This window comes from Cellulomonas chitinilytica (assembly GCF_016862675.1).
Lineage (GTDB): Bacteria > Actinomycetota > Actinomycetes > Actinomycetales > Cellulomonadaceae > Cellulomonas > Cellulomonas chitinilytica.
Genome location: NZ_BONK01000003.1, coordinates 110387 through 131596, shown reverse-complemented (window position 1 = coordinate 131596; position 21210 = coordinate 110387). Strand labels below are relative to the sequence as shown.

Below are 21210 nucleotides of genomic sequence, written 5' to 3'. Positions count from 1 at the left end.
TCGCACCCACGGCGGGCCCCGGCCGTCGGTGACGGGCACGGTCATCGTGCTGCCCTCGGACGGCCGGCGCCGACGAGCTGAGCGCAGGCGAGCCATGCGAGCGTGGACTCGGCGCCCTGGTTCTGGTTGACGCCAGTCGGCTCCAGCCCGTCGAAGCCCCCGCCGGTCGCCGCGTCCCGCACGGGGACGCCCGCGTCGTTGTCGCCCTCGAACCAGGCGGTGCACCGTTCGAGCACCACGTCCCAGGCGCGGTCTCCCGTGAGTCGTCGGGCCCTCGCGGCGGCCTCGGCCAACGCCGCGACCTCGATCGGCTGCTGGTCGAAGCCCGGCCGGTCGTCGTCGGGGCCGCGTCCGCCGGCCGGCACCATCGACAGGTGCCCGTCCGTCGTCTGCACGGTGACGAGCCAGTCCAGCAGCCCGAGCCCGTCGGCGAGCAGGGCGTCGTCCGCGAAGACGTCCCCGACCGCCATCAACGCCTCCGGCAGCACGGCGTTCGCGTAGGTGAGGCGGGCCTCCGGCCAGGGCCAGCCCAGGTCGGAGCCCGGTCGCGGAAGGACGGCGCGGGCCTCGTCCAGAAGTCGCAGTGCTCCGCCGTGACGGGGGTCGGCCCGAAGCAGCTCGACGGCGCCGAGCGCCGCATAGGCCATCGCGCGGGGGTGGGGTGAGCGCGCAGCCAGCGCTGACGTCGCCCCGAGCTTCGCGACGGCTGCGAGCTCGCCGTCCCACAGGTGCGCCGCGGCGGTCCCGAGCGCCCACACGGCTCGGCCCCAGTGGTCGTCCGTGGACGGCTCGTCGAGCCACTGGCCGTCGGGGCTGCGGCGGTTGTGCAGGAGCCCACCGGGTCGCTGCGCCGATCGGACGAACGTCAGGTACGTCCTGGTCAGGATCTCGGCCTCGGGGTCGGAGTGCTCGCTGCGCGCCATGACCACGAGGGCTCGCGCCACGTCGTCGACGCACATCCCGTGCTCCACCCGGGGCTCGGACCCCAGGGCGTGCTCGAACAGACCGGTGGGCGTGGTCAGGCGGACCAGGTGGTCGAGGCGCACGGTGCGGTCGGGACCGGCGCGGCCCGGGGCGGTCGTGGCCCGCATCAGACGGCGGCCGGGAGCGCCACATGCTGCACGCTCGCCGCGAGGTCCAGATACTGCTCGGCGACTGCCGGCCACAGCAGCGAGTCGGCCAGGCGTCGCGCCTCGTCGGCCATCGCCTCGGCGACGCCGTCCACCGTGAGCACCTGCACCAGCGCGGCCGCGATCGCGGACGGGTCGCGCTGGGGGACCAGCAGACCGGCGCCGCTCGACAGCAGCTCGACGGCGTGCGGGAACCGGGTGGACACGACGGGCTTGCCCGCCGCGACGGCCTCGGTCAGCACGCCGGAGGTGACCTGCTCGCGCGAGTCGTAGGGGAGCAGGACGACGTCGGCCCGGCGCACCACCCCACGCAGCTCCGGGCCGGACAGGTACCTGCCGTCGAACCGCACCGACGCGCTCAGGTCGAGGTCCCGGGTCAGCGCGACCAGCCGGTCGCGGTACGCCTCGCCCTCCCGCTCCAGCACGCGCGGATGGGTCTGCCCGACGACCTGGTAGGTCGGCATGGGGGCGTGCCGACGGAGCTCGGCGAGGGCCAGCAGCGCCCACTCGATCCCCTTGCCCTCGGACAGCAGGCCCCAGGTCAGCACCGTGCGCGGACGGGCCGCGGGCCGTCCGGGCGTGACGACACCGGGGGAGCGGTTGTCCTCCGCACCGTGCGAGATCACCGTGACGCGCGCCGGGTCGACGCCCCACCCGGCGGTCAGCCGGTCGCGGGCCGTCGTGGTCATCGTGACGAGCGCGGCGGAGCGGTCGACCAGGCCGGCGAGCACCCGGTGCTGGTTCGGCGTCGGCGTCGTCAGGACCGTGTGCAGCACGGTCACGACGGGGACGTGCACCTGCGCGACCAGGTCGAGCACGTCCTGGCCGTCCGGACCGCCGTAGATCCCGTACTCGTGCTGCACGACGGCCACGTCGTAGTGGTCGAGCGCCGCGGCCGCCGATCGGGAGCCCCGGACCTGGCCGGCGACCCACTGGCTCACCACCGGCGGCACCCGGATCTCGGGCGAGTCCACGAGTCGGACGACGCCGACATCCGCGCCGGCAGCGAGCAGGTGCGTCACGAGCGCCGCGCTGAACGTGGCGATGCCGCACTGGGTCGACGGATAGGTGGACAGAACTCCGAGACGGACGCTCATGGCTTCTTCCCTGGTGCCTTCGCGCAGCGAGAGTGCTGCCGTGCACGGTGAGAGTGAGAAGGCCGCGTCCCTGGGGCGCCGTCGGGTCGGCGCCGGTCACCGGTTCGAACGTCCGGCGAGGGTGCGAGCGTATCAGCGTGCGCTCGGGGCGTACTCTCGCTGCGACCCCGGGAGGCCGTCGTCAGAGTCGCCGTGCTCGCCTCGATCGCACACCGCGTCCCGCCGCGCGGCTACGGGCCGTGGGAGCAGGTCGCGTCCACCCTGACCGAGGGCCTCGTGGCTCGTGGTCACGACGTCACGCTCTTCGCATCCGCCGACTCGAGCACGGCGGCCCGCCTGCACGCCGAGGCCCCGGCCGGCTACGAGGAGGACCCGTCGGTCGACGCCAAGGTGGCCGAGGCGCTGCACATCGCCGCGGTCTTCGAGCGGGCGGACCGGTTCGACGTGATCAGCAACCAGTTCGACTTCCTCCCGCTCGTGTTCAGCCGGCTCACGGCGACCCCGGTCGTCACGACGATCCACGGTTTCTCCTCCGATCGGATCGTCCCGGTCTACCGCGCGTACGACGACGTCGTGCACTACGTCGCGATCAGCGACGCGGACCGGCACCCGGACCTCGAGTACGCCGCGACGATCCACCACGGGATCGACCCCGACGCCTTCACGCTCGGCACGGGGGACGGGGGATACCTGCTGTTCCTCGGCCGGATCCACCCGGACAAGGGCACTGCCACCGCCATCGAGGTGGCCCGACGCGCCGGGCTGCCGCTCGTGATCGCGGGCGTCGTCCACGACGCCGAGTACCACCGTCACGAGGTGCTCCCGCACGTGGACGGCAACCGCGTCCGGTACGTCGGCCCGGTCGGACCGGGTGAGCGCGACCGGCTCCTGGGCGGGGCGCGCGCCCTGCTCCACCTGATCGACTTCGACGAGCCGTTCGGGCTCTCCGTGGTCGAGTCGCTGATGACCGGAACGCCGGTCGTCGCGTTCGCGCGGGGGTCGATGACCGAGCTCGTCCGGCCAGGCGTGTCGGGCTTCCTGGTCGCCGACCTGCCGGCGGCCGTCGCCGCCGTCGCGGGTGCCGCCCGGATCGACCGGACCGCGTGCCGTCTCGACGCCGTGGCGCGGTTCTCGGCCGAGAGGATGGTCGACGACTACGAGCGGCTGTTCCTGCGGATCGCCGCCGAACGGTGACGGCGGGGCCGGCGGCGTGTCCTCGCTACCCGTCGGGGCGCGCGCCGGCCGCACCGGCGGTGGCGGGACCGACGACGTCGCGCAGGACGCGCCGGGCGGGGGAGAGGAGCGCGGCGTCGCGCACGTCGGCCGCCGTCGCCTTCACGTAGATGCCGGTCGTCTTCAGGTCCTGGTGGCCCAGGAGCGTCTGCACCGCCGGTGCGGGGACCCCGGAGCGGATCAGGCCCTTCGCGTAGCTGTGCCGCAGCGCGTGCACCGCCTCGCCGTCGAACCGGCTGATCCCGGACCGCGAGATCCATCCGTCGACCAGGTGCCGCAGCGCACCACGGGTCAGGGGAGCGGCTTGTGTGGTCAGCAGCAAGGGACCGGAGGGCGGCTGGGTGCCGAGGCGGGCGTCCCGCTCCGCGACGTACTCCTGGACCACGGAGACGGCCTCCGGCGGGATCGGGACCGCACGCTGCTGGTCCCCCTTGCCGATCACGTCGAGCAGCGCCTCCTGGCCGGCATCGCGGATCGACAGGTTGGTCAGCGCGCACAACTCGGCCGCGCGCAGGCCGGTCGTGGCCAGGATGGCGAAGCATGCCCTCTCGAGCGCCGGCCAGCGGCGAGCGTTCGGCCGTCCGGGACGATCCGCCCAGACGGTCGTCGCCAGCCGGGCGAGCTCGGCGTCGTCCCATCCTGCCGGCAGCCGGGTCGGTCGCAACGGCGCCTCGATCCGCAGCGTCGGGTCGCCGACGAGGTGTCCTTCGACCTGCAGCCAGTGCACCAGCAGGCGCAGCGTGCCGACCCTGCGCTGCACGGTCGCGGGCGCCTCGGTCAGGCGGATCACCCGGTACGCGGACTTGATCGTCGTCTCGGTCAGGTCGGCGACCGCGACGACCCGGAACGGATCCGGGTCGTCGGCGGTCGGTCGCTGGGGCAGCCGTCCGTCGAGGCGGGCGATCTGCCTGGCCCAGGTCGCGACGTCCGCCCGGTAGGCCGCACGGGACGTGTCGCTCAGACCGCGGCGCGTCAGCGTCGCTCTGTCCAGCAGGAACGGGTCGACCACGTCGATGAGCAGCACGTCCGCACCGTAGCGGCGGGTTCCGACAGCGCAGGGGCGCCTCTGGAAACGTTCGCATAGTGCTCCCTATGCGCGCATTTCGGACACGGGGCTCCCGAGAGGGGCGTCCGGCCCGGCGGCGGACCGTCGGGCCGGTGACAGGCGACGGCGCCGTCATGTCCATGTCGGTCGTTCGCGCGGCGACGCGACCCGCCGTGTGTCCGGACGTCTGCGCCGGTTCCGCTCGGCATGCGCATCCGTTCCACGGCCGGCGATCGGCGGTCACCGGCGATCGGCGGTCACCGGCGACGCCGCTGTGGGCCTGCGCCCGGGGTCGGCTGCTGACCGAGGCGCGACGAGTTCACCAGTGCCTCTGGATGGCCCCTCTCGCCGTCCCGCACGACAACCGACGGAACGCCGATAATGAGCATTATGTCAATACGCAGGGGACGTCACGCATTTGACGTGCACCGCGTCCCGGTCCGGTGGCACAGTCCCCGCCGTGAAGGTGACCGGTCTCGAGCTGAAGGCGTCCGTGCAGACGGTGCGCCTGGGCAGCGCTGCCTACCGGGTGGTCCGTCCGGCCGATCCGCTCACCGGCTGGCTGGTCGACCGGCAGATCTGCTGGAACAGCTTCGATGGCGCCCTCGACGCGCACTCGTTCCGTGCGCTGACGATCGCCTGGGCGTTCGCTGCACGGTCGCCACGGACGATCACCTACCTCCCGATCGCGTCGGACGGCACCGAGAGCACTGCTCTCTGTCTAGAGCTCGTCCTGGTGCACCACTGGCTGCAGCTCCCGGCATCCCGATGGAAGTCGCTCCGGAGCCGGCTCGGCCCCGGCCATGTCGAGACGATCGTCCTCCCCCCGTCCGCCTATGACGGACGCGAGGACGCCGACTCGTGGTACCACCGTGAGAACCGCGACCGGTTCAGTCATTCGGTCGCCGCCGGCACGCTCGTCCTTGCAGGGAGCAGGCCGACGTTCGAGCGCGACCTGGCGCAGCTCGTCGAGCTGGTCGAGGACGGCCCCGCCGAACTCGCGACCCTGCCCGACCGTCACGTCTGCGTGGAGCTCGCCGCCGAACTGATCCACGTCGAGCTGGTCGGCCGTCGGCAGGCGATGCTCGGACCAGCCGGCGAATGACGGTCAGGCGCGTCTGGCCTGCACGTAGGTCAGGGACGAGCCGGCGAGCCGGTCGTGCTCCAGCACGATCGCTCCCCCGAGCCCCGCTCCGGTGAGCAGCTGCACGATCCCCCCGTCCCGATTGCCGTCGGCAAGCGCGTGCCCTGCGTTGTGGTCGTGCCTCCGGCGGAGGCGGTGCCCGTGACCACCCTGTCGACCGTGCTCGTCGGGCGCGCTGAAGTCGGCGACCGTCACCGTTCCGCCGGGACGCAGCACCCGCAGGATCTCCCCCGCCGTCGCCGCTCGGGCGTCCGGCGCGACATGGTGCAGCGCCAGCGCCGAGACGACGTGGTCGACGCTCTCGTCAGGCAGCGGGAGCGACTGGCCGTACCCGCGCACGAGCGTCATCGGGAGGCGTCGCCGCCGGGCCTTGCGTGCGGCGCGCTCGAGCGACGGCCGGTCGGGGTCGACGCCCGTGACGACGCTGCCGGGGACCGAGGCTGCGACGAGGAGTGCGAGGTTCCCGGTCCCGCAGCCGAGGTCGAGCACCCGGTCGCCTGCCGCGATCCCCGACAGCGCGACGAGGCGTGCGTGGCGTCGGCGGACGCCGCCGAGGCGGGTCATCGGGTCATACAGCGGCAGCAGCCACGGCTTGCCCGCGGCCGGCAGGTACGGTTCGGGCGTGGCGTCGTGGGCCAACGGGTCGAGAAGGCGGACGTCGTGCTGCGAGGCCATGGGGATCACCTGTTCTGTCGTGCGAACCTGGGGCCGTGCCGCCGGATCACGAGAGCCGGCTGACGGGCTACGACGAGCGTCCTGCGGCCGGGTCCGCCGGACCAGGACGGAAGTACGCGATGGTGCGACGTTCTTCGGCGAGCGGGCCGCCGCTGCTCCCCCGCACGCGTGTGCGCCGGCTGCGGGCGGACGGGACGCCGGTCGTCGCGTACCTGCCCAGCCCCGGCACGGTGCCGATCGGCGCCGAGCTCGTCGTCGACGCCGACCTGAGGCCCGACCACGTCCCCGGGGACGGCCCGCACGCGCACGACTTCCACGTCCTGGTCCACGTCGAGCGCGGCGCCGGGACGCTGCGAGTCGACTCCGGCGACTGGCAGCTCGCCACCGGTGACGTCTGCCTGGTCGCGCCCGGCGAGGTCGTGCGCGGGGCGTCCGTGCAGCCCGGCGACGCCCGGGTGTGGCTCGCCTTCTTCACCGCCGAGGCGCTCGGGCGGCACGCCGTGGCGCCGCTCGTCTGGCGCCAGCACCCCCTGCTCGCCGCCTTCAGCGGTCTGGACGCGGGCTCGCCGCGGGTGCTGTCCGTCCCCGAGGAGGAACGTGCCTCGTGGGCGACGCTCCTCGGCATCCTGGCCGCCGAGGCGGGCGTGCACTCCCCCGGACGCGTGCGGCCGGGCGCGCAGGAGGCGGCGACCGCGGCCCTCACCCTGCTCCTCGTGTCGCTCGCACGAGTGGCAGCCCCGGCGGTGCCGGGCGTGGCACCGACCCCCGAGGTGGACCCGTCGTCGGGCGGATGGGCACGTGACCCGCTCGTGGCCGCGGTGCTCGACGCCGTCGAGGCGGGATTTCGCGAGCCGATCTCCACGCGTGACGTCGCCCGTTCGCTCGGCTACACGACGGGCCACCTGACGACGGTGGTACGCGAACGCTCGGGCAGGACCGTGCTCGAGTGGCTCACGGAGCGCCGGATGATCGAGGCGCGCCGCCTCCTGTCCGAGACCGACCTGCCCGTTGCCGTCGTCGCCGACCGCACCGGCTACCGCGACTCCACGTACCTGGTGCGCCGGTTCCGTGAGCAGCACGGAGTGACGCCGATCCAGTGGCGGCGGCAGACGCGCGCCTGATCAGCGCAGCTCGAGGACGTACCGCTCCTCGATCTTGGGGGGCTCACGCTGCGCCTCGTGGCGCTCGCCGGTGCGCGCGTAGCCGGCCCGCACGTACAGGTCGACCGCCGGGTGGTTCTCGTCGACGACCCAGAGCGAGAGCGTCCGCGCGCCGTCGTCTAGCGCCGCCTGGCGCACGGTGTCGAGCAGCGTCCACCCGACGCCCCGGCGACGGACCTCGGGAGCGACCCACAACGAGACGACGTGCCGGTCGTCCTCGGGCGAGCCCGGCTCGAGGATCATCCCGACGATGCCCCGCCCGGTGCCCTGCTCGTCGAGCGCGATCCAGCTGGGGCTCGACCGCGTGCGCATCCTCCAGTGCGACTCCCGGAACCGCTCCTCTCGTTGCAGCGACGACCCGAACACCTCGGGGTCCTCCCGCAACGCCCGGAGTCGTACCTCCTGCATCAGGCGCCAGTCGTCCTCGACCACACGGTGGATCAGCACCAGCACAGGATGCCTCACCGCGGAAGGTCTTGTGGGTCAGGGCTCCTCGCGCGCCGTGGTCCCGTGGCCCTCGGGGTCCGGGACGGCCCGGGCGACGTCGGCGATCTCCTCCTCAGGTCGCGGCGGCACGGTCTCGTCGTACTCGAGCTCGGGCACCTCGTGCCCCGGGGGCTGCGTCACCAGGCTCTCCTCTCGGACGTCGTCCACGCTACGGGGAACCGGGTGGCCCCGTCAGCAGTCACAGGTCGATCCCGTCCCCCGGCTCCAGCACCACCAGCTCCCCGGCGCCCCCGAGCCGGCCGAGCTGCAGCACCGAGAGGCCGCGGCCGGGGTCGCTCAGCAGCACGTCGTGGACGGCGACGACCTGCCGGGGCTTGACGGCGCGGATGTAGTCGACGACCTCACCCAGCTTGAGCCACGGCGCGCCGAGCGGCGCGAGCAGCACGTCGACGGGAGCGCCCTCGGGGTCGACGAACGCGTCGCCCGGGTGCAGGACGTTCTCGACCAGGTACCCGACGTTCGCGATCCGCGGGATGTCGGCGTGGATGAGTGCGTGCCACTCCCCCAGCACCCGCACCTCGAAGCCGCCGGCGTCGACCGTGTCGCCCGCCCGGACCGCGTGCAGCCGCTCGGGTGCCGCACCCGCTCCGGCGAGCGCGTCGACGACCGCCTGCGGACCCCAGACGTCGACCTCCTCCTGCGTCGCGGCGGCGATCCGGGCGACGTCGACGTGGTCGGCGTGCTCGTGCGTGACGAGGACGGCGCGGGTGCCGGCGAGCGCCCCGTCGAGGGACGAGAACACCCCCGGGTCGATGACGAGCGTCGAGGAGTCACGGTCGAGGCGGACGCAGGAGTGTCCCCAGCGGGTCAGGCGAGTCATGGGAGCATTCTTTCCCACTTCCCAGGCTCGTGCCGGGCGATCTGGGCGTGGATGTCGGGTTCGGTGCGCCGTGGCCGCCGTCGTTTCGTCGTGGGAGGCCGGCGCCCGTTACGGTGGCGCCGTGCTGGTCCTCGGGGTGTGCAGTCTCAAAGGTGGCGTGGGCAAGACGTCCGTGACGCTGGGTCTCGCGTCGGCGGCGCTCGAACGCGGGCTCCGGACGCTGGTCGTCGACCTCGACCCGCAGGGCGACGCCACGATGGCGCTCGGTGTCCGGGCCGCTGCCGGCGCCGACGTCGCGGCCGTGCTCGACGAGCCCGGTGAGGCCACCGTGCAGCAGGCGACCGCGCCGAGCACATGGGCCGACGAAGGACTCGACGTCCTCGTGGGTTCCGAGCGCTCGGCGACGCACGACCGGCTGGACGACGCCGACGTCGACCGGCTGCGCTACGCCCTGTCGTGGGTCCGCGGGTACGACCTCGTCCTCATCGACTGCCCGCCGTCGCTCGGCGGCCTGACGCGCACCGGCCTGACGTCCGCGGACCGCGCGATCGTCGTCACCGAGCCGGGACTGTTCGCGGTGATGGCCGTGGGCCGCGCGATGCGGACCATCGACGAGCTGCGTCGGGGGCCGGCGCCGCAGCTGCAGCCGCTGGGCATCGTGGTGAACCGCGTCCGTGCACGGTCCGTCGAGCAGGCGTTCCGTCAGGAGGAGCTCGCGACGCTGTACGGGCCGCTCGTGCTGTCTCCCTCCGTCCCCGAGCGTGCCGCGCTGCAGCAGGCCCAGGGTGCCGCGCAGCCCGTCCACGTGTGGCCGGGCGCCGCGGCGGCCGAGCTCTCGAAGGTCTTCGACGCGCTCCTCGACCGCGCGCTGCGCGCTCCGCGCGGCTGACGCCGCGAGTCGACCGCGCCCGGTCGTCAGCCCGCGCTGCGGGCCTGGCGGCGCAGGGCGAGCTCGTCGTTGGCGACGGGCAGGGGCGCGGACTCGTCGTCCTCGGCCCGCTCGGTCGGCAGCTCCGCCAGGGTGCCCTCGACCTCGCGCCACACGCGGCCCACGGCGATCCCGAAGACGCCCTGCCCGCCCTGCACGAGGTCGATGACCTCGTCGGCGGACGTGCACTCGTAGACGCTGGCGCCGTCCGACATGAGGGTGATCTGCGCGAGGTCCTCGACACCGCGCTCGCGCAGGTGGCTCACGGCCGTGCGGATCTGCTGGAGCGAGACGCCCGTGTCGAGCAGGCGCTTGACGACCTTGAGCACGAGGATGTCGCGGAAGCTGTACAGGCGCTGCGTGCCCGAGCCCGTCGCGGGTCGGACCGACGGCTCGACGAGACCCGTGCGGGCCCAGTAGTCGAGCTGCCGGTAGGTGATGCCCGCAGCGCGGCACGCGGTCGGACCGCGGTAGCCGGTCGACGTGTCGAGGTCGGGGAGGTCGTCGTCGAAGAGCAGGCCCTGCACGCGCTGCGGCACGCCGACCACTGGTTCGGCGTTCTCGTTGCTGACCACGTGGTCCTCCGCTCGACGCGCACCGTTCGGTGCGCAGGCCTGACTCGACTGCCTGTCACGCTAGGCCCGGGCAGGTGCCGATGCAACGAACCGCCGTCCCGGGCGTGTCGCCCCCGGCGAGTCTCACCTTCGACCAGAAGGTGAACGTTGGTCCCGTCCCTGGTCAGTCCGCCCGCGTGTCCTCCCCCGGTTCCTCGCCGCTCCCGAAGTCGTCCGGCGTGACGACGTCCAGGAACCGGCGGAAACGTTCGAGATCCTGCTCGGACGTCGTGGTCCGCACCTCGATCCCCGCGACGGCGACCACCTCGGCCGAGCACAGCACCGGGCACCCGAAGCGCAGCGCCAGCGCGATCGCGTCCGACGCCCGGGAGTCCACGCGCGGTCCCGTCTGGAGCACGAGCTCGGCATGGAACACGCCGTCCTCCAGCCGCGTGATCTCGACCCGGGTCAGACCGGACCCGGTGGCCAGCAGCACGTCGCGCAGCAGGTCGTGCGTCATCGGGCGCGGCGGCACGATGCCGGCCTGCGCCGACGCGATCGCGCTCGCCTCCGACGGACCGATGAGGATCGGCACCAGCAGCTCGGAGTCGGGGTCGAGGAGCAGCACGACGATCTCGTCGTCGGCCAGGTGCTGGCGCACCCCGACGACCTCGACGGGCACGAGCTCGGCGTCCTCCCCCACGCGCCCCACGCTACGACGACTGGGACGATCCGGCTGGACGGACACGAACCGGACGCGCGACGGCTCAGGGAGCGAGCTCCGCGACCGCCGCACGGACCAGCGCCGTGTGCATCTGCGTGCACAGCTCGCCCACCTCGGCCGCCACCGTGCCGGCCCGGGCGCGCGACGACGCGCTGCGACGCCCCCGCCACGGTGCGACCACCTGCTCGACGATGTCGGCCTGCCTGTCGGCCGCCGCGCGGAACTGGCGCAGGTGGCGGGCGTCGATGCCGTGCTCGGCGAGCGCCGCGGCGGCCACGACGACGTCCCGGGCCCACGGGTCGAACGACGAGCGGCCGTGCGTGCGCAGGACGCCGGCGGTGACGAGCTCCTCGACGAACCCGGGCGCCACGCCCGCCTCACCTGCGAGCGCCTCGACCGTCCACCGGACGCCGGCGGTCTCCCGGACGCCGTCGCGGGTGGCGAGCCGGGCCGGCGTGGTCGGCTCGTCCTCCTCGCCGGCGTCCAGCGCGGCCAGGCGCTCCTTGATGACCTTCAGCGGCATGTAGCGGTCCCGCTGCTGGCGCAGCACGAACCGCAGCCGCTCGATGTCCGCGGGCGAGTACTGGCGGTACCCGGCGGGCGTCCGCACCGGCTCCACGAGGCCCTGCTCCTCGAGGAAGCGCAGCTTCGACGTGGTCACGGCGGGGAACTCGAGCTGCAGGGCGGCCAGCACGTCGGAGATGCGCATCGACGCGCGGCGGGACAGGCCCCTCGGCCACGGCTCGCCCTCGTGCGCGACCCTGGTCCCGTCCACCGCCTCGACCGCTGCGGCGCGCTGCGCCCCGGCCCCACTCATCCGTCGACCACCCCCGACACCCCGACCGAACCCTGCACGTCCTCGTTCACGAGCGTGGCGACTCGCGCTGCGGGCTCGGGTGGAACGTGAGGCGGTACTTGCCGATCTGCACCTCGTCACCTGCGCGCAGCACCACCTGGTCGATGCGCGACCGGTTCACGTACGTGCCGTTCAGCGACCCGATGTCGCGCACGACGAACTGCTGGCCGTCGCGGACGAACTCGGCGTGCTTGCGCGACACCGTGACGTCGTCGAGGAAGATGTCCGCCTGCGTCGAGCGGCCGGCGACCGTGCGCTCCGCGTCGAGCAGGAACCGCGCACCGGCGCTCGGGCCGCGCTGCATCACCAGGAGCGCGCTCGTGGGCGGCAGCGCGTGCACCGCCGCGACCTCGTCGGGCGTCAGCCCGACGGGTGCGGCCGCCTCGATCTCGACCGGCTCGAGGGAGCCGAACGCCATCGTCGTGTCCGGGCCGTACGCGGGCCGCGCGACCTGGGGGTCCTGTCCCCCCGGGGCCTGCTGATCGTCGCTCATTACGCCTCCCGGAGCCCTGCTCGTGCCGTCGACCGCCGCCGCCGTGAGGCGGTCAGGCACACCCTATGCGGCCGCGACGTGTGCGCGCAGCACGATCTACGCCTGTGAGCAGCCGCGCCGTGCGCGATCCGGATCAATCGGACTGGGGCGGGACGGGGGTCGCGTAGACGGGGTCGGGCACGGCCCGCACGGCCGTCACCTGGACGAGGTCCTGGGCCTCCACGGTGCCGTGGCCCCCGTTGCTGCGGACCTGTGCGAGAGCTCCGCCGGGGATCTTCAGCGCCGGACCGATGATGTCGGGGTCTCCGATCGCGATCCACACGTAGGGCGCCTGGAGCGTCACGCCGTCGACCTCGACCGCCCCCGCCGAGCCGGTGAAGGCGCTGCTGGCCGTGATGCGCTGCCCGTTCAGCTCGATGGCCTCCGCCCCGGCGTTGCGCATCTCCTCGAGCATGTTGAGCATCGTCGCCGGCCTGATGGCGCCCTCGGGCTCCGTCAGGGTGACCTTGACGCCCGGGCCCTCGGCGGGCAGCCGCCCGGTGAGGATGCCTTGGGTGGCGGCGCTCCGCTCCGCGGCGTCGATCGCTGCCTGGCGCGTGTCGGAGCCGGACACGAGCCCGTCGCGCTCGCGCTGCAGGTCCGCCGCCTCGCGGGCGAGCGCGTCGCCCCGGGTCGTCGTCTCGTCGAGGATCCGTACGAGGTCGGCCTGCCGCATGCCCTCGAGGTTCGCACCGCCCGTCTGGCGCACCTGCACCACGAGAGCGAACCCCAGGACGGCGCACAGCATGGCGGCGAGCAGCTGGGCGCGGTTGAGGCGAGGGCGGAGGGCTCGCCCCAGGACGATCCAGCCGTTCGTGCCGGTGGTCGCCGCGGCGGACGCCTGCGGCCCCGCGGGCGGCACGGCTGGTTGCGCGGCGGGCGGCACGGCGTCCTGGACGGGCTCGGGCGACACACCGTCCTGCACGGGCTCGGGCGAGGCGTCCGCGTCGACCGGGCCGACGCCGGGATCGGGGTCCGGGCTCGTGTCCGGGTCGACGTCTGCGAAGACCACGGGCCCCGGCCCCGCGAGAGCGCCCTCGGGGAGCTCGTCGAACGGGACCGCGGACGGGGCGGGCTGCTCCGGCTCCGGCGGCACCACGGGTCGGGGCTCGACGGGAGGCAGGACGTCGGTCGACGCGTCACGGTCCAGCACCGCAGGACCGGTCGCGGCGGCCGTGCCGGCGGTGTGCGCGTCCTCGACGAGGTCGGGCTCGTCGCCCGGGTCCGCCGGGGTGGAGACGACGGAGATCGCCCGGGTCTCGGCGGCGAGCTCGTGCTGGACGTCGAGCTCGGGTACCGGCACGTCCTCGGGCGCCGGCACGTCCTCGGGTCGGGCGCCGTCGTCGGTCGGGGTCCCGGGCGCGTCGAGCGCGTCCCCCGGCCACAGGTCGTGACCCGGACTGTCGGCAGCGGGCAGGTCGTCCGGCGCGGGCGGGAGGTCGGCGGACGGCTCGACGTCGACGGCGTCGGACGGGTCGGCACGCGTGCCGGCCGGCAGCTGCTCGTCCGGCTCGTCGGGCGGTCCCGCTGCCTGCGCGTCCTCGTGCGTCCCGTCCACCGTCATGCCTTGAACAGGTGCCGGCGGATCGACGCCGCGTTGGAGAAGATCCGGATGCCGAGCACCACGACGACCGCGGTCGAGAGCTGGTTGCCGACGCCGAGCTGGTCACCGAGGAACACGATCAGCGCCGCGAGGACCACGTTCGACAGGAACGACGTGAGGAACACGCGGTCGTCGAAGATCCCGTCGAGCATCGCGCGCAGGCCGCCGAACAGGGCGTCGAGCGCCGCGACGACGGCGATCGGCAGGTAGGGCTGCAGCTCGACGGGCACGGTGGGCTGCAGCAGCAGCCCCGCGACCACTCCGACGACCAACCCGATGACTGCGATCACGTGCCATCCCTCCCTGAACGACCTGCCGACCCTTCCACACCGCTGCCCGTCGGCGCACTCCCCGTCGCCGGCCCGCCGTCGTCCGTCGCGCTGGGCCTGGGTGACACCGTCGGCGCGTGCTCGGGCGGCACCGTGGCGTAGTAGAACGTCGTCTGCCCGGTGCCGGGCAGGGTGAGCTTGTGCTCGGACGACATGCGGACGCCGATGTTGTACGAGTTGCGCAGCATCGCGAGGTGCTGCCCGGCGCTCGCCTGGGCGATCGCCGTCTGCATGCCGGGAGCGTCGCCGATGGCGTCGACCGTGTACGGGCTGGCCAGGGCGACGAGGTCGACGAGGACGGCGTCGCCCGCGCTGCGGATCGCGGTCGTCGACGTGATGCGCTCACCGTTCACGGCCACGGCCTCGGCGCCCGCGGCCCACAGGCCGTTCACCAGGACCTGCAGGTCCCCGTCGCGGACGCGGGACGGGGAGTCGACGACGTCCGGGTCCTCGATCGGTCCGTCCGTGAGGACGACCCGCAGGCCCGGGCCGCTCACCGGCACGGCGCCCGACGCCACGGCGTCGCTCGCGAGCTGTGCCCCCAGGCCCGGCTCCTCCGCGCGCAGCACCTCGTCCTGCATCCGGGCGATCTCGGCGCTGAGCTGCTCGACCTGCTCCTGCAGGTCGGCGGCCTCGTCGCCGCGCTGGACGATCTGCTGCTCGAGCAGGTGGCGTGCTGCGACGACCGAGCCGGCCGGGCGTCGCAGCGACAGCGTCGCGGTCGTGACGGCGAGGCCGAGCACCATCGCGAGGACGAGCAGCCCGGTCGCCGAGCGCCGGGAGGGGCGCGACGGCTGCTGGGAACGACGGGCGGCTGCCTGCGCGTACCCCGGGTCGAGCGGGCGGCGGTACACCTCGTTCAGGAGCGTCATCGACGCGTCGAGCGGACGGGACGACTCCGCCGAGTGCCGGGTGCTCACACGGCCTCCGGTGCCGGACCGCGCAGCAGCCGCCGGGCCTGCATGAGGTAGAGGGCGCCCGCGAACCAGTACAGGCCGACGCCCCACAGCGCGCACGCCCAGCCGACGACCCAGGCGACGGTGCCGACCGGTGCGGCCCACTGGGCGAGCAGCAGGAGCGGGAACGCGTACAGGAGCGCGAACGTCCCGGCCTTGCCGGCGAGGTGCACGGGCAGCGGCGCCCACCCGGCGCGGGCGAGGACGAGGAGCATGACGCCGAGCACGACGTCGCGGGCGACGAGCGCGCCGAGCAGCCACCACGGGACGACGTCGCGCCACGCGAGCGCGAACAGGGTGACGAGGATGAAGAGCCGGTCCGCGGCGGGGTCGAGCAGCTGACCGAGGCGCGACACCTGGCCGAGCCGGCGTGCGAGGACGCCGTCGAGCCAGTCGCTCGCGCCGGACACGGCGAGCACGAGCACCGCGCTCGCGTCCCGGCCCGTCGCGATCAGCCAGGCGAACACGGGCACGAGCAGCAGACGCACGAGGCTGATCAGGTTGGGGACGGTCAGCACCCGCGAGGTGACGACGTCGTTCTGCGTCACTGCCTCCCCCGTCAGGTGTGTGGTCGCTGGCCGCGTCGATCCTATGCGGCCCGGGGCGCGTCCTTGACCGGGACGGCGCCGCGACCTCGCACGCGCCACCGCTGCGTCGCGGTCGCGTGCGTGCGACGCTGCGGTGATGGAGCTCAACGACCCCGACGTCATCCGCCGCCTGCTCACGACGCCCGGACGCTGGGCGGTCGTCGGGCTGTCGACGAACACCGCTCGTCCGGCGTACGGCGTCGCGCGGTACGTCCAGGACATCGGGCACAAGGTCGTGCCTGTGCACCCGCGCGCCGAGACCGTGCACGGAGCGCCCGGGCACGCCTCGCTCGCGGACGTGCCGGGGCGGATCGACGTCGTGGACGTGTTCGTCAACAGCGCCGCGGCCGGGTCCGTCGTCGACGACGCCATCGCCGCCGGCGCGGGCGCCGTGTGGCTGCAGCTCGGGGTCGTCGACACCGACGCCGCCCGCCGGGCGGCCGACGCGGGGCTGGACGTCGTGATGGACCGCTGCCCCGCGATCGAGGGCCGGGCGCTCGGCCTGTCCTGACCACGAGCTCGTCGCTCGTGTGCCCGACGTCACCGCCGTCCGGCCACGTCAGAAGGCGTCCGGCACCGTAGGATGTCGTCTGAATCTGGAGTTCGTCGCGTCCCCCGGTCTGGGTGCGTCCCGCCAACGGCGGTCAGCACCCTCGCGTGAAATGTCGAGCCACCCGTCACGACGGCTGGCCATGGGTGTTCGGGGCTGCGACCTGCCGGTCGCCTCCTGGCGTCCGGGTCAGGGCTCCTCCCCCCGACGACGATCGGTCTGCTGCCGCCATGAGCACCTCTGTGCCCACCTCCATGTCCCCTGCCGTCGAGCCCGCCGTCGAGGCCGGGCCCACCTTCGCCGACCTGGGCATGCCCGACGCCCTCGGGCGCGCCGTCGCCGACCTCGGCTTCGTCACCCCCTCCGCCATCCAGGCGCAGGCGATCCCCGCGCTGCTCCAGGGCCGCGACATCGTCGGCGTCGCGCAGACCGGGACCGGCAAGACCGCCGCGTTCGGCCTGCCGCTCCTGGCCGCGATCGACACCGACGCCCCCGCCGTGCAGGCCGTCGTCCTGACCCCGACGCGCGAGCTCGCGATGCAGGTCGCGGACGCGATCCAGTCGTTCGCGACGCACCTGCCCGGCCTGAACGTGCTCGCCGTCTACGGCGGCTCGCCGTTCCTGCCGCAGCAGCGCGCGCTGGCCCGTGGCGCACAGGTCGTCGTCGGCACGCCCGGACGTGTGATCGACCACCTCGAGCGCCGGACGCTGAAGATGGACCAGGTCCGCTTCCTCGTGCTCGACGAGGCCGACGAGATGCTGCGCATGGGCTTCGCCGAGGACGTCGACAAGGTCCTGCAGGCCGCGCCGCGCGAGCGCCAGGTCGCCCTGTTCTCCGCGACCATGCCGCCGCAGATCCGTCGGGTCGCCGAGCAGCACCTCAACCGGCCCGTCGAGATCACCGTGTCCCGTCAGGCGTCCACGGTGACCAGCGTCCGGCAGACCTACGCCGTGGTCCCCCACCGCCACAAGACCGGTGCGCTCGCCCGCGTGCTCGCCGTGTCCGAGGCCGACGCGGCCATCGTCTTCGTGCGCACCCGCGGTGCGGCGGAGGAGGTCGGCAGCGCGCTCGTCGAGCGCGGGATCTCGGCGGCGTACATCTCCGGCGACGTCGCGCAGACCGAGCGCGAGAAGATCGTCGACCGGCTCCGCACGGGTGCGCTCGACGTGCTCGTCGCCACCGACGTCGCCGCCCGTGGCCTGGACGTCGACCGCATCGGTCTCGTCGTGAACTTCGACGTGCCGCGCGAGCCCGAGACGTACGTGCACCGCATCGGCCGCACCGGCCGCGCCGGTCGGGAGGGCGAGGCGCTGTCGTTCGTCACGCCGGCCGAGCAGTCGCGCCTGCGCCAGATCGAGCGGACCACCCGGCAGTCGCTGCTCGAGGTGAAGATCCCCACGCCCGCCGAGGTCTCCGCGCACCGGGTGCAGGCGCTCCTCGCCCGGACGGCGGCACGTGCCGAGGTCGGCCGCCTGGACCTGTACCGCGAGGCGATCGCGGTGCACCTCGCGCAGAACCCGGGCGTCGACCCCGTCGACCTGCTCGCGGTGGTCGCCGCGCTCTCCGTCGGCGACGAGGGCCCGGTCGCGGTCCAGGGCGACGACCTCGACGACGCGCTCTCCCGCGCCCACCTCACCGGTGGCGGCCGCGAGCGTGACGGCGAGCGCGGCTACGACCGTCCCGAGCGGGGCGAGCGTCGCCGTGCCGACACGCACATCGCCGGCGGGCCGCCGCGGTGGCGCGTCGCGGTCGGGCACCGTGACGGCGTCCAGCCCGGTGCGCTCGTCGGGGCGCTGACGGGTGAGGGCGGCCTGACCGGCAAGGACCTCGGCAAGATCGACATCTTCGGCAGCTTCTCGCTCGTGGACATCCCGGGCGGGCTGTCGGCCGAGACCGTGGACCGTCTCGCGCGGACCCGGGTCGCCGGCCGGCCGCTGCGGATCCGGCTCGACACCGGCCCGCGCCCCGGGCACGGTGCCTCGCGCCCGCCGCACGGCTCGCACGGCCCGCAGCGCGGCCGCAGCTGACCTCGCCTCACGCACGACCTGCCGAGCCCGGACCGCACGTCGGCCCGGGCTCGGCCCGTCCTCAGCGCAGGACGGGCCCGGGACGCGCCTCGGCGCGGTGGGGTGCGGGTCCGCCGCGGAGCACCACGATGTCCGCCTCGCGGAGCACCTCGGTGACGTCGCGGAACCCGCGGATGCTGCCGAGGACGCCCACGCGGACGCGCGTGCCCATCTCGTGCTGGAGCTGGTCGAGGAGCTGCGAGAGGCGGTCCGGCAGGCCGCCAGGCCCGACGTCGTCCAGCAGCACGGCGAACTCGTCCTCCCCGATCCGGGCGGGCGTGTCGCCCTCGCGCAGCGGGCGACGCAGCCGGCGCACGAGCTCCCGGTGCAGGTCGACGCGGGCGTCGCCGTCGGGGCGGCCCTGCGTGGGCACGGCCTGGTCGTCGATCACCCGGACCACCGCGAGGGCGCAGTCGTACGTCGACGAGCGGCGGGTGCGCAGGACGGCGGTGCCGAGCCGGTCGAGGAACAGCAGCCGGTTGACGAGTCCCGTCTCCGGGTCGTGCAGCGCGTCGCGCTGCAGGGCGAGCTCGGCCTCCTTGCGCTCGGTGACGTCCACCAGCGCTCCGACCAGCCGCGCGGGGCAGCCGGCGTCGTCGAGCACCGTGACGGCGCGGCAGAGCATCCAGCGGTAGTCGCCCGACGACGTGCGGACGCGGTGCTCGAGCTCCAGGGGTGTGCCCGTGCCGGCGAGCTGGGAGGCGATCGACGCGGAGACCTCGTCACGGTCGGCGGGGTGGATCCGTTCGAGCCACTCGCCGGGCGAGTCGCCGATCACGTCGTCGTCGTAGCCCAGCGTCTGCTTCCAGCGCGGCGAGTAGTAGACCGTGCCGGCGGACACGTCCCAGTCCCAGGTGCCGTCGTGCGCGGCCATGGAGGCGAGCGCGTACCGCTCCTCGCTGGCCCGCACGGTGTCGGCGAGGGAGCGCTCGCGTGCGGCGGCCTGCTCGAGCGCGCGCCGCTGCTCGCGCAACGAGGCGAGCAGGCGCTCCTGGTCGAGGGCGACGGCGAGGAGGGCGGCCCAGTGGTTGAACCGGTCGCGTGCGCTCGTCGCCCGTGTCTCGACCGTGCCGTCGATGGCCAGCAGGCCCCAGTCGCTCCCGCCGAACGTCACGGGGACGACGAAGGTCAGCTCGTTGGACCCGACGGTCCCCGCGCGGGTCAGCGCGGCGGGCGGGAACTGGCTCGCGGTCGTCCGCATGCCCACCAGCCGAGACAGCGTGCCGGACGTGTCGTGGACGCCGACGATCTCCATCTCGCGGTCGCCCGGGCCGCGGTCCGCACCGAGCCACAGCGCGAGGCACGCGTGGCCCCGGACGCCGCGGGGCAGCCAGCCGAGCGCGCGCGGGCTCGCGCCGTCGCCGCGCAGCAGGTCCATGTCGACCTCGTACTGGTCGACGATCGTGCGCTCGAGCTGGCCGCTGCGGGCGAGCATCGCGCGGGTGCAGCCCTTCGTCAGGGCGAGGAGCACCTCGGTGACGGTGCGGCGCAGCGGGGTCTCGTGGGCCGGGTCGGAGAGCGCTTCCACGTGCTGCGACTCGATCGCACGGACGCACGTGACGAGCTGTTCGAGAGCCTCCGGGTGCGGCTGCATCGCGGACGTGAGGTCCGCGAGGCGGGCGAGGGTCGGCGGGTTGGGCACCGCGCCACGCTCCGCCGCCGCCTCCAGCGGCTCGACGACGGCGTGCCACCAGGTGTCCCGCGGCGCGCTGCCCGACCGGCGTCCCGCGCCCGCGCCGAGCGGGCCGACGAACGCCGACTCCGCGACGGCCCGCAGGGCCTGGTGGCAGGCGGCGAGCGTCGACCCCGGCGCCCCGACGCGCGTGGCGGCGGCGAGGTCCGTGCAGCCGCACGACTCGCGCAGCACGAGCGAGGACGGGGCGCGGTACTCGCCGCCCGGAACGTCCTCGCCGCGCATCTTCGACAGCAGCAGCGAGACGGCGGTCTCCCCCACCCGGTCGTAGTGCGCGTCCACGGTGGACAGCCGCGGCGTCACCCGGGCGCCCGAGTCGGCGTGGTCGAAGCCGATCACCGCCTGGTCCCGGGGCAGCACGAGTCCCGCGGCGCGCAGCGCCCGCTGGAACCCGATCGCGTTGCGGTCGGTCGCCGCGACGACGGCCGTGGTCGGCATCCCCGCGGCGAACATCCGGGCCGCGGCGTCGGCGCCACCCTGCTCGTGGTTGTCGGACGCCTCGTAGACCCACTGCTCGGCCGGCTCGATGCCGTGCTCGGCGAGGGTCGCCCGGTACGTCGCGAACCGCTCCCGCTGGTCGCGCTGGGTCAGGCAGCCGAGGAACCCGATGCGGGTGTGGCCGTGCCCCAGGAGGTGCTCGACGGCGGCCCGGATGCCCCCGTCGTTGTCGGGGACGACCACCGGGTCATCGGCGGAGGTCGGCTCTTCACTCACGAGGACGAGCGGGACGCCCCACTGCTGGACGGCCGCGAGACGGTCCGCGCGCAGCGCCCTGCCGACCACCACGAGCCCGTCCACCGCCCCGAGCGCGACCGGGGCGTCGAGGATCGACTCGTCGGGGTACCGCTCGCGGTCGAGCCCGGCAGGGTACGTCTGGACGGCGACGACGCGGTGACCTGCGGCGCGAGCCGCCCGGGCGACGCCCGCGATGAGCGCACCGAAGTAGAAGCCACCCACGACGGGCGACAGCACGCCGATCGTTCGTCGTGCCGTCGGTGACACCGGCCCACGCCGCACCGTT

At 74.3% G+C, this 21210-nt stretch carries 22 protein-coding genes; 6 read left to right on the top strand and 16 right to left on the bottom strand.

All coding sequences use genetic code 11. The features are described 5' to 3' along the window. Positions 1 to 41 precede the first annotated feature (41 nt). Entirely contained in the window at positions 42 to 1091 is a 1050-nt protein-coding gene (locus tag Cch01nite_RS05260; protein ID WP_203749528.1) for a glycosyltransferase, read from the bottom strand. Further along, positions 1091 to 2227 (bottom strand): glycosyltransferase, encoded by a 1137-nt coding sequence (locus Cch01nite_RS05255; RefSeq protein ID WP_203749527.1) that lies wholly within the window; start codon positions 2225 to 2227, stop codon positions 1091 to 1093. The genes Cch01nite_RS05260 and Cch01nite_RS05255 overlap by 1 nt, the downstream gene beginning before the upstream one ends. 192 nt (positions 2228 to 2419) lie before the next feature. Here Cch01nite_RS05255 and Cch01nite_RS05250 point away from each other — a divergent pair, with 192 nt between their 5' ends. After that, the gene (locus tag Cch01nite_RS05250; RefSeq protein ID WP_239069917.1) at positions 2420 to 3421 is read left to right on the top strand and encodes a glycosyltransferase family 4 protein; all 1002 of its coding nucleotides are present in this window, start codon (positions 2420 to 2422) and stop codon (positions 3419 to 3421) included. Positions 3422 to 3446: 25 nt separating this feature from the next. Here the strand turns inward: Cch01nite_RS05250 and Cch01nite_RS05245 are convergent, their stop codons facing one another. Further along, on the bottom strand, positions 3447 to 4484 hold the full coding sequence (locus Cch01nite_RS05245) for a tyrosine-type recombinase/integrase (protein ID WP_203749526.1): 1038 nt from the start codon (positions 4482 to 4484) through the stop codon (positions 3447 to 3449). 481 nt (positions 4485 to 4965) lie between these two features. Between Cch01nite_RS05245 and Cch01nite_RS05240 the strand changes: the two genes are divergently transcribed. Beyond that, positions 4966 to 5610 carry a hypothetical protein gene (locus tag Cch01nite_RS05240; protein ID WP_203749525.1) on the top strand — a complete coding sequence of 215 codons (645 nt, stop codon included), beginning with the start codon at positions 4966 to 4968 and terminating at the stop codon, positions 5608 to 5610. Between the two features lie 3 nt (positions 5611 to 5613). On the opposite strand, the gene Cch01nite_RS05235 is transcribed toward Cch01nite_RS05240, so the two are convergent. Continuing rightward, on the bottom strand, positions 5614 to 6324 hold the full coding sequence (locus tag Cch01nite_RS05235; protein ID WP_203749523.1) for a class I SAM-dependent methyltransferase: 711 nt from the start codon (positions 6322 to 6324) through the stop codon (positions 5614 to 5616). Between the two features lie 119 nt (positions 6325 to 6443). Between Cch01nite_RS05235 and Cch01nite_RS05230 the strand changes: the two genes are divergently transcribed. Beyond that, positions 6444 to 7445: an AraC family transcriptional regulator gene (locus Cch01nite_RS05230; RefSeq protein ID WP_203749521.1), complete on the top strand. Its 1002-nt coding sequence runs from the start codon at positions 6444 to 6446 to the stop codon at positions 7443 to 7445. Here the strand turns inward: Cch01nite_RS05230 and Cch01nite_RS05225 are convergent, their stop codons facing one another. Genes Cch01nite_RS05225 through Cch01nite_RS05215 form a run of 3 tightly spaced genes read right to left on the bottom strand, consistent with a single transcriptional unit; the run spans position 7446 to position 8811 of the window. Beyond that, entirely contained in the window at positions 7446 to 7931 is a 486-nt protein-coding gene (locus Cch01nite_RS05225; RefSeq protein ID WP_203749518.1) for a GNAT family N-acetyltransferase, read from the bottom strand. A 36-nt stretch (positions 7932 to 7967) separates the two neighbouring features. Next, positions 7968 to 8111: a hypothetical protein gene (locus tag Cch01nite_RS05220; RefSeq protein WP_203750158.1), complete on the bottom strand. Its 144-nt coding sequence runs from the start codon at positions 8109 to 8111 to the stop codon at positions 7968 to 7970. Positions 8112 to 8169: 58 nt separating this feature from the next. Further along, positions 8170 to 8811: an MBL fold metallo-hydrolase gene (locus tag Cch01nite_RS05215; RefSeq protein ID WP_203749515.1), complete on the bottom strand. Its 642-nt coding sequence runs from the start codon at positions 8809 to 8811 to the stop codon at positions 8170 to 8172. A gap of 121 nt (positions 8812 to 8932) precedes the next feature. Here Cch01nite_RS05215 and Cch01nite_RS05210 point away from each other — a divergent pair, with 121 nt between their 5' ends. Continuing rightward, positions 8933 to 9700 (top strand): ParA family protein, encoded by a 768-nt coding sequence (locus Cch01nite_RS05210; protein ID WP_203749512.1) that lies wholly within the window; start codon positions 8933 to 8935, stop codon positions 9698 to 9700. 26 nt (positions 9701 to 9726) lie between these two features. On the opposite strand, the gene Cch01nite_RS05205 is transcribed toward Cch01nite_RS05210, so the two are convergent. From Cch01nite_RS05205 to clsA, 8 genes are all read right to left on the bottom strand, one after another. Continuing rightward, entirely contained in the window at positions 9727 to 10314 is a 588-nt protein-coding gene (locus tag Cch01nite_RS05205; RefSeq protein ID WP_203749509.1) for a MerR family transcriptional regulator, read from the bottom strand. Between the two features lie 163 nt (positions 10315 to 10477). Beyond that, on the bottom strand, positions 10478 to 10996 hold the full coding sequence (locus tag Cch01nite_RS05200) for a bifunctional nuclease family protein (protein ID WP_203749506.1): 519 nt from the start codon (positions 10994 to 10996) through the stop codon (positions 10478 to 10480). Between the two features lie 64 nt (positions 10997 to 11060). Further along, on the bottom strand, positions 11061 to 11834 hold the full coding sequence (ftsR, locus tag Cch01nite_RS05195; protein ID WP_203749503.1) for a transcriptional regulator FtsR: 774 nt from the start codon (positions 11832 to 11834) through the stop codon (positions 11061 to 11063). A 46-nt stretch (positions 11835 to 11880) separates the two neighbouring features. Beyond that, on the bottom strand, positions 11881 to 12366 hold the full coding sequence (locus Cch01nite_RS05190) for an FHA domain-containing protein (protein ID WP_203749500.1): 486 nt from the start codon (positions 12364 to 12366) through the stop codon (positions 11881 to 11883). Between the two features lie 133 nt (positions 12367 to 12499). Continuing rightward, positions 12500 to 13969, bottom strand: coding sequence for a DUF881 domain-containing protein (locus Cch01nite_RS05185; RefSeq protein ID WP_203749497.1), 1470 nt, complete (start codon positions 13967 to 13969; stop codon positions 12500 to 12502). Further along, the gene (locus Cch01nite_RS05180) at positions 13966 to 14298 is read right to left on the bottom strand and encodes a small basic family protein (protein WP_203749494.1); all 333 of its coding nucleotides are present in this window, start codon (positions 14296 to 14298) and stop codon (positions 13966 to 13968) included. The genes Cch01nite_RS05185 and Cch01nite_RS05180 overlap by 4 nt, the downstream gene beginning before the upstream one ends. Then, positions 14295 to 15257, bottom strand: a complete 963-nt coding sequence (locus Cch01nite_RS05175) for a DUF881 domain-containing protein (protein WP_203749491.1) — start codon at positions 15255 to 15257, stop codon at positions 14295 to 14297. The genes Cch01nite_RS05180 and Cch01nite_RS05175 overlap by 4 nt, the downstream gene beginning before the upstream one ends. Beyond that, entirely contained in the window at positions 15254 to 15841 is a 588-nt protein-coding gene (clsA, locus tag Cch01nite_RS05170) for a cardiolipin synthase ClsA (RefSeq protein ID WP_203749488.1), read from the bottom strand. The genes Cch01nite_RS05175 and clsA overlap by 4 nt, the downstream gene beginning before the upstream one ends. Positions 15842 to 15977: 136 nt before the next feature. Here clsA and Cch01nite_RS05165 point away from each other — a divergent pair, with 136 nt between their 5' ends. Together Cch01nite_RS05165 and Cch01nite_RS05160 are read left to right on the top strand one after the other, a co-directional pair. Next, entirely contained in the window at positions 15978 to 16391 is a 414-nt protein-coding gene (locus Cch01nite_RS05165; RefSeq protein ID WP_203749486.1) for a CoA-binding protein, read from the top strand. Between the two features lie 269 nt (positions 16392 to 16660). Next, the gene (locus Cch01nite_RS05160; protein WP_203749483.1) at positions 16661 to 18457 is read left to right on the top strand and encodes a DEAD/DEAH box helicase; all 1797 of its coding nucleotides are present in this window, start codon (positions 16661 to 16663) and stop codon (positions 18455 to 18457) included. A 61-nt stretch (positions 18458 to 18518) separates the two neighbouring features. Here the strand turns inward: Cch01nite_RS05160 and Cch01nite_RS05155 are convergent, their stop codons facing one another. Then, complete coding sequence (locus Cch01nite_RS05155) at positions 18519 to 21161, bottom strand: substrate-binding domain-containing protein (RefSeq protein WP_239069915.1); 2643 nt, start codon at positions 21159 to 21161, stop codon at positions 18519 to 18521. Positions 21162 to 21210: the final 49 nt, after the last annotated feature.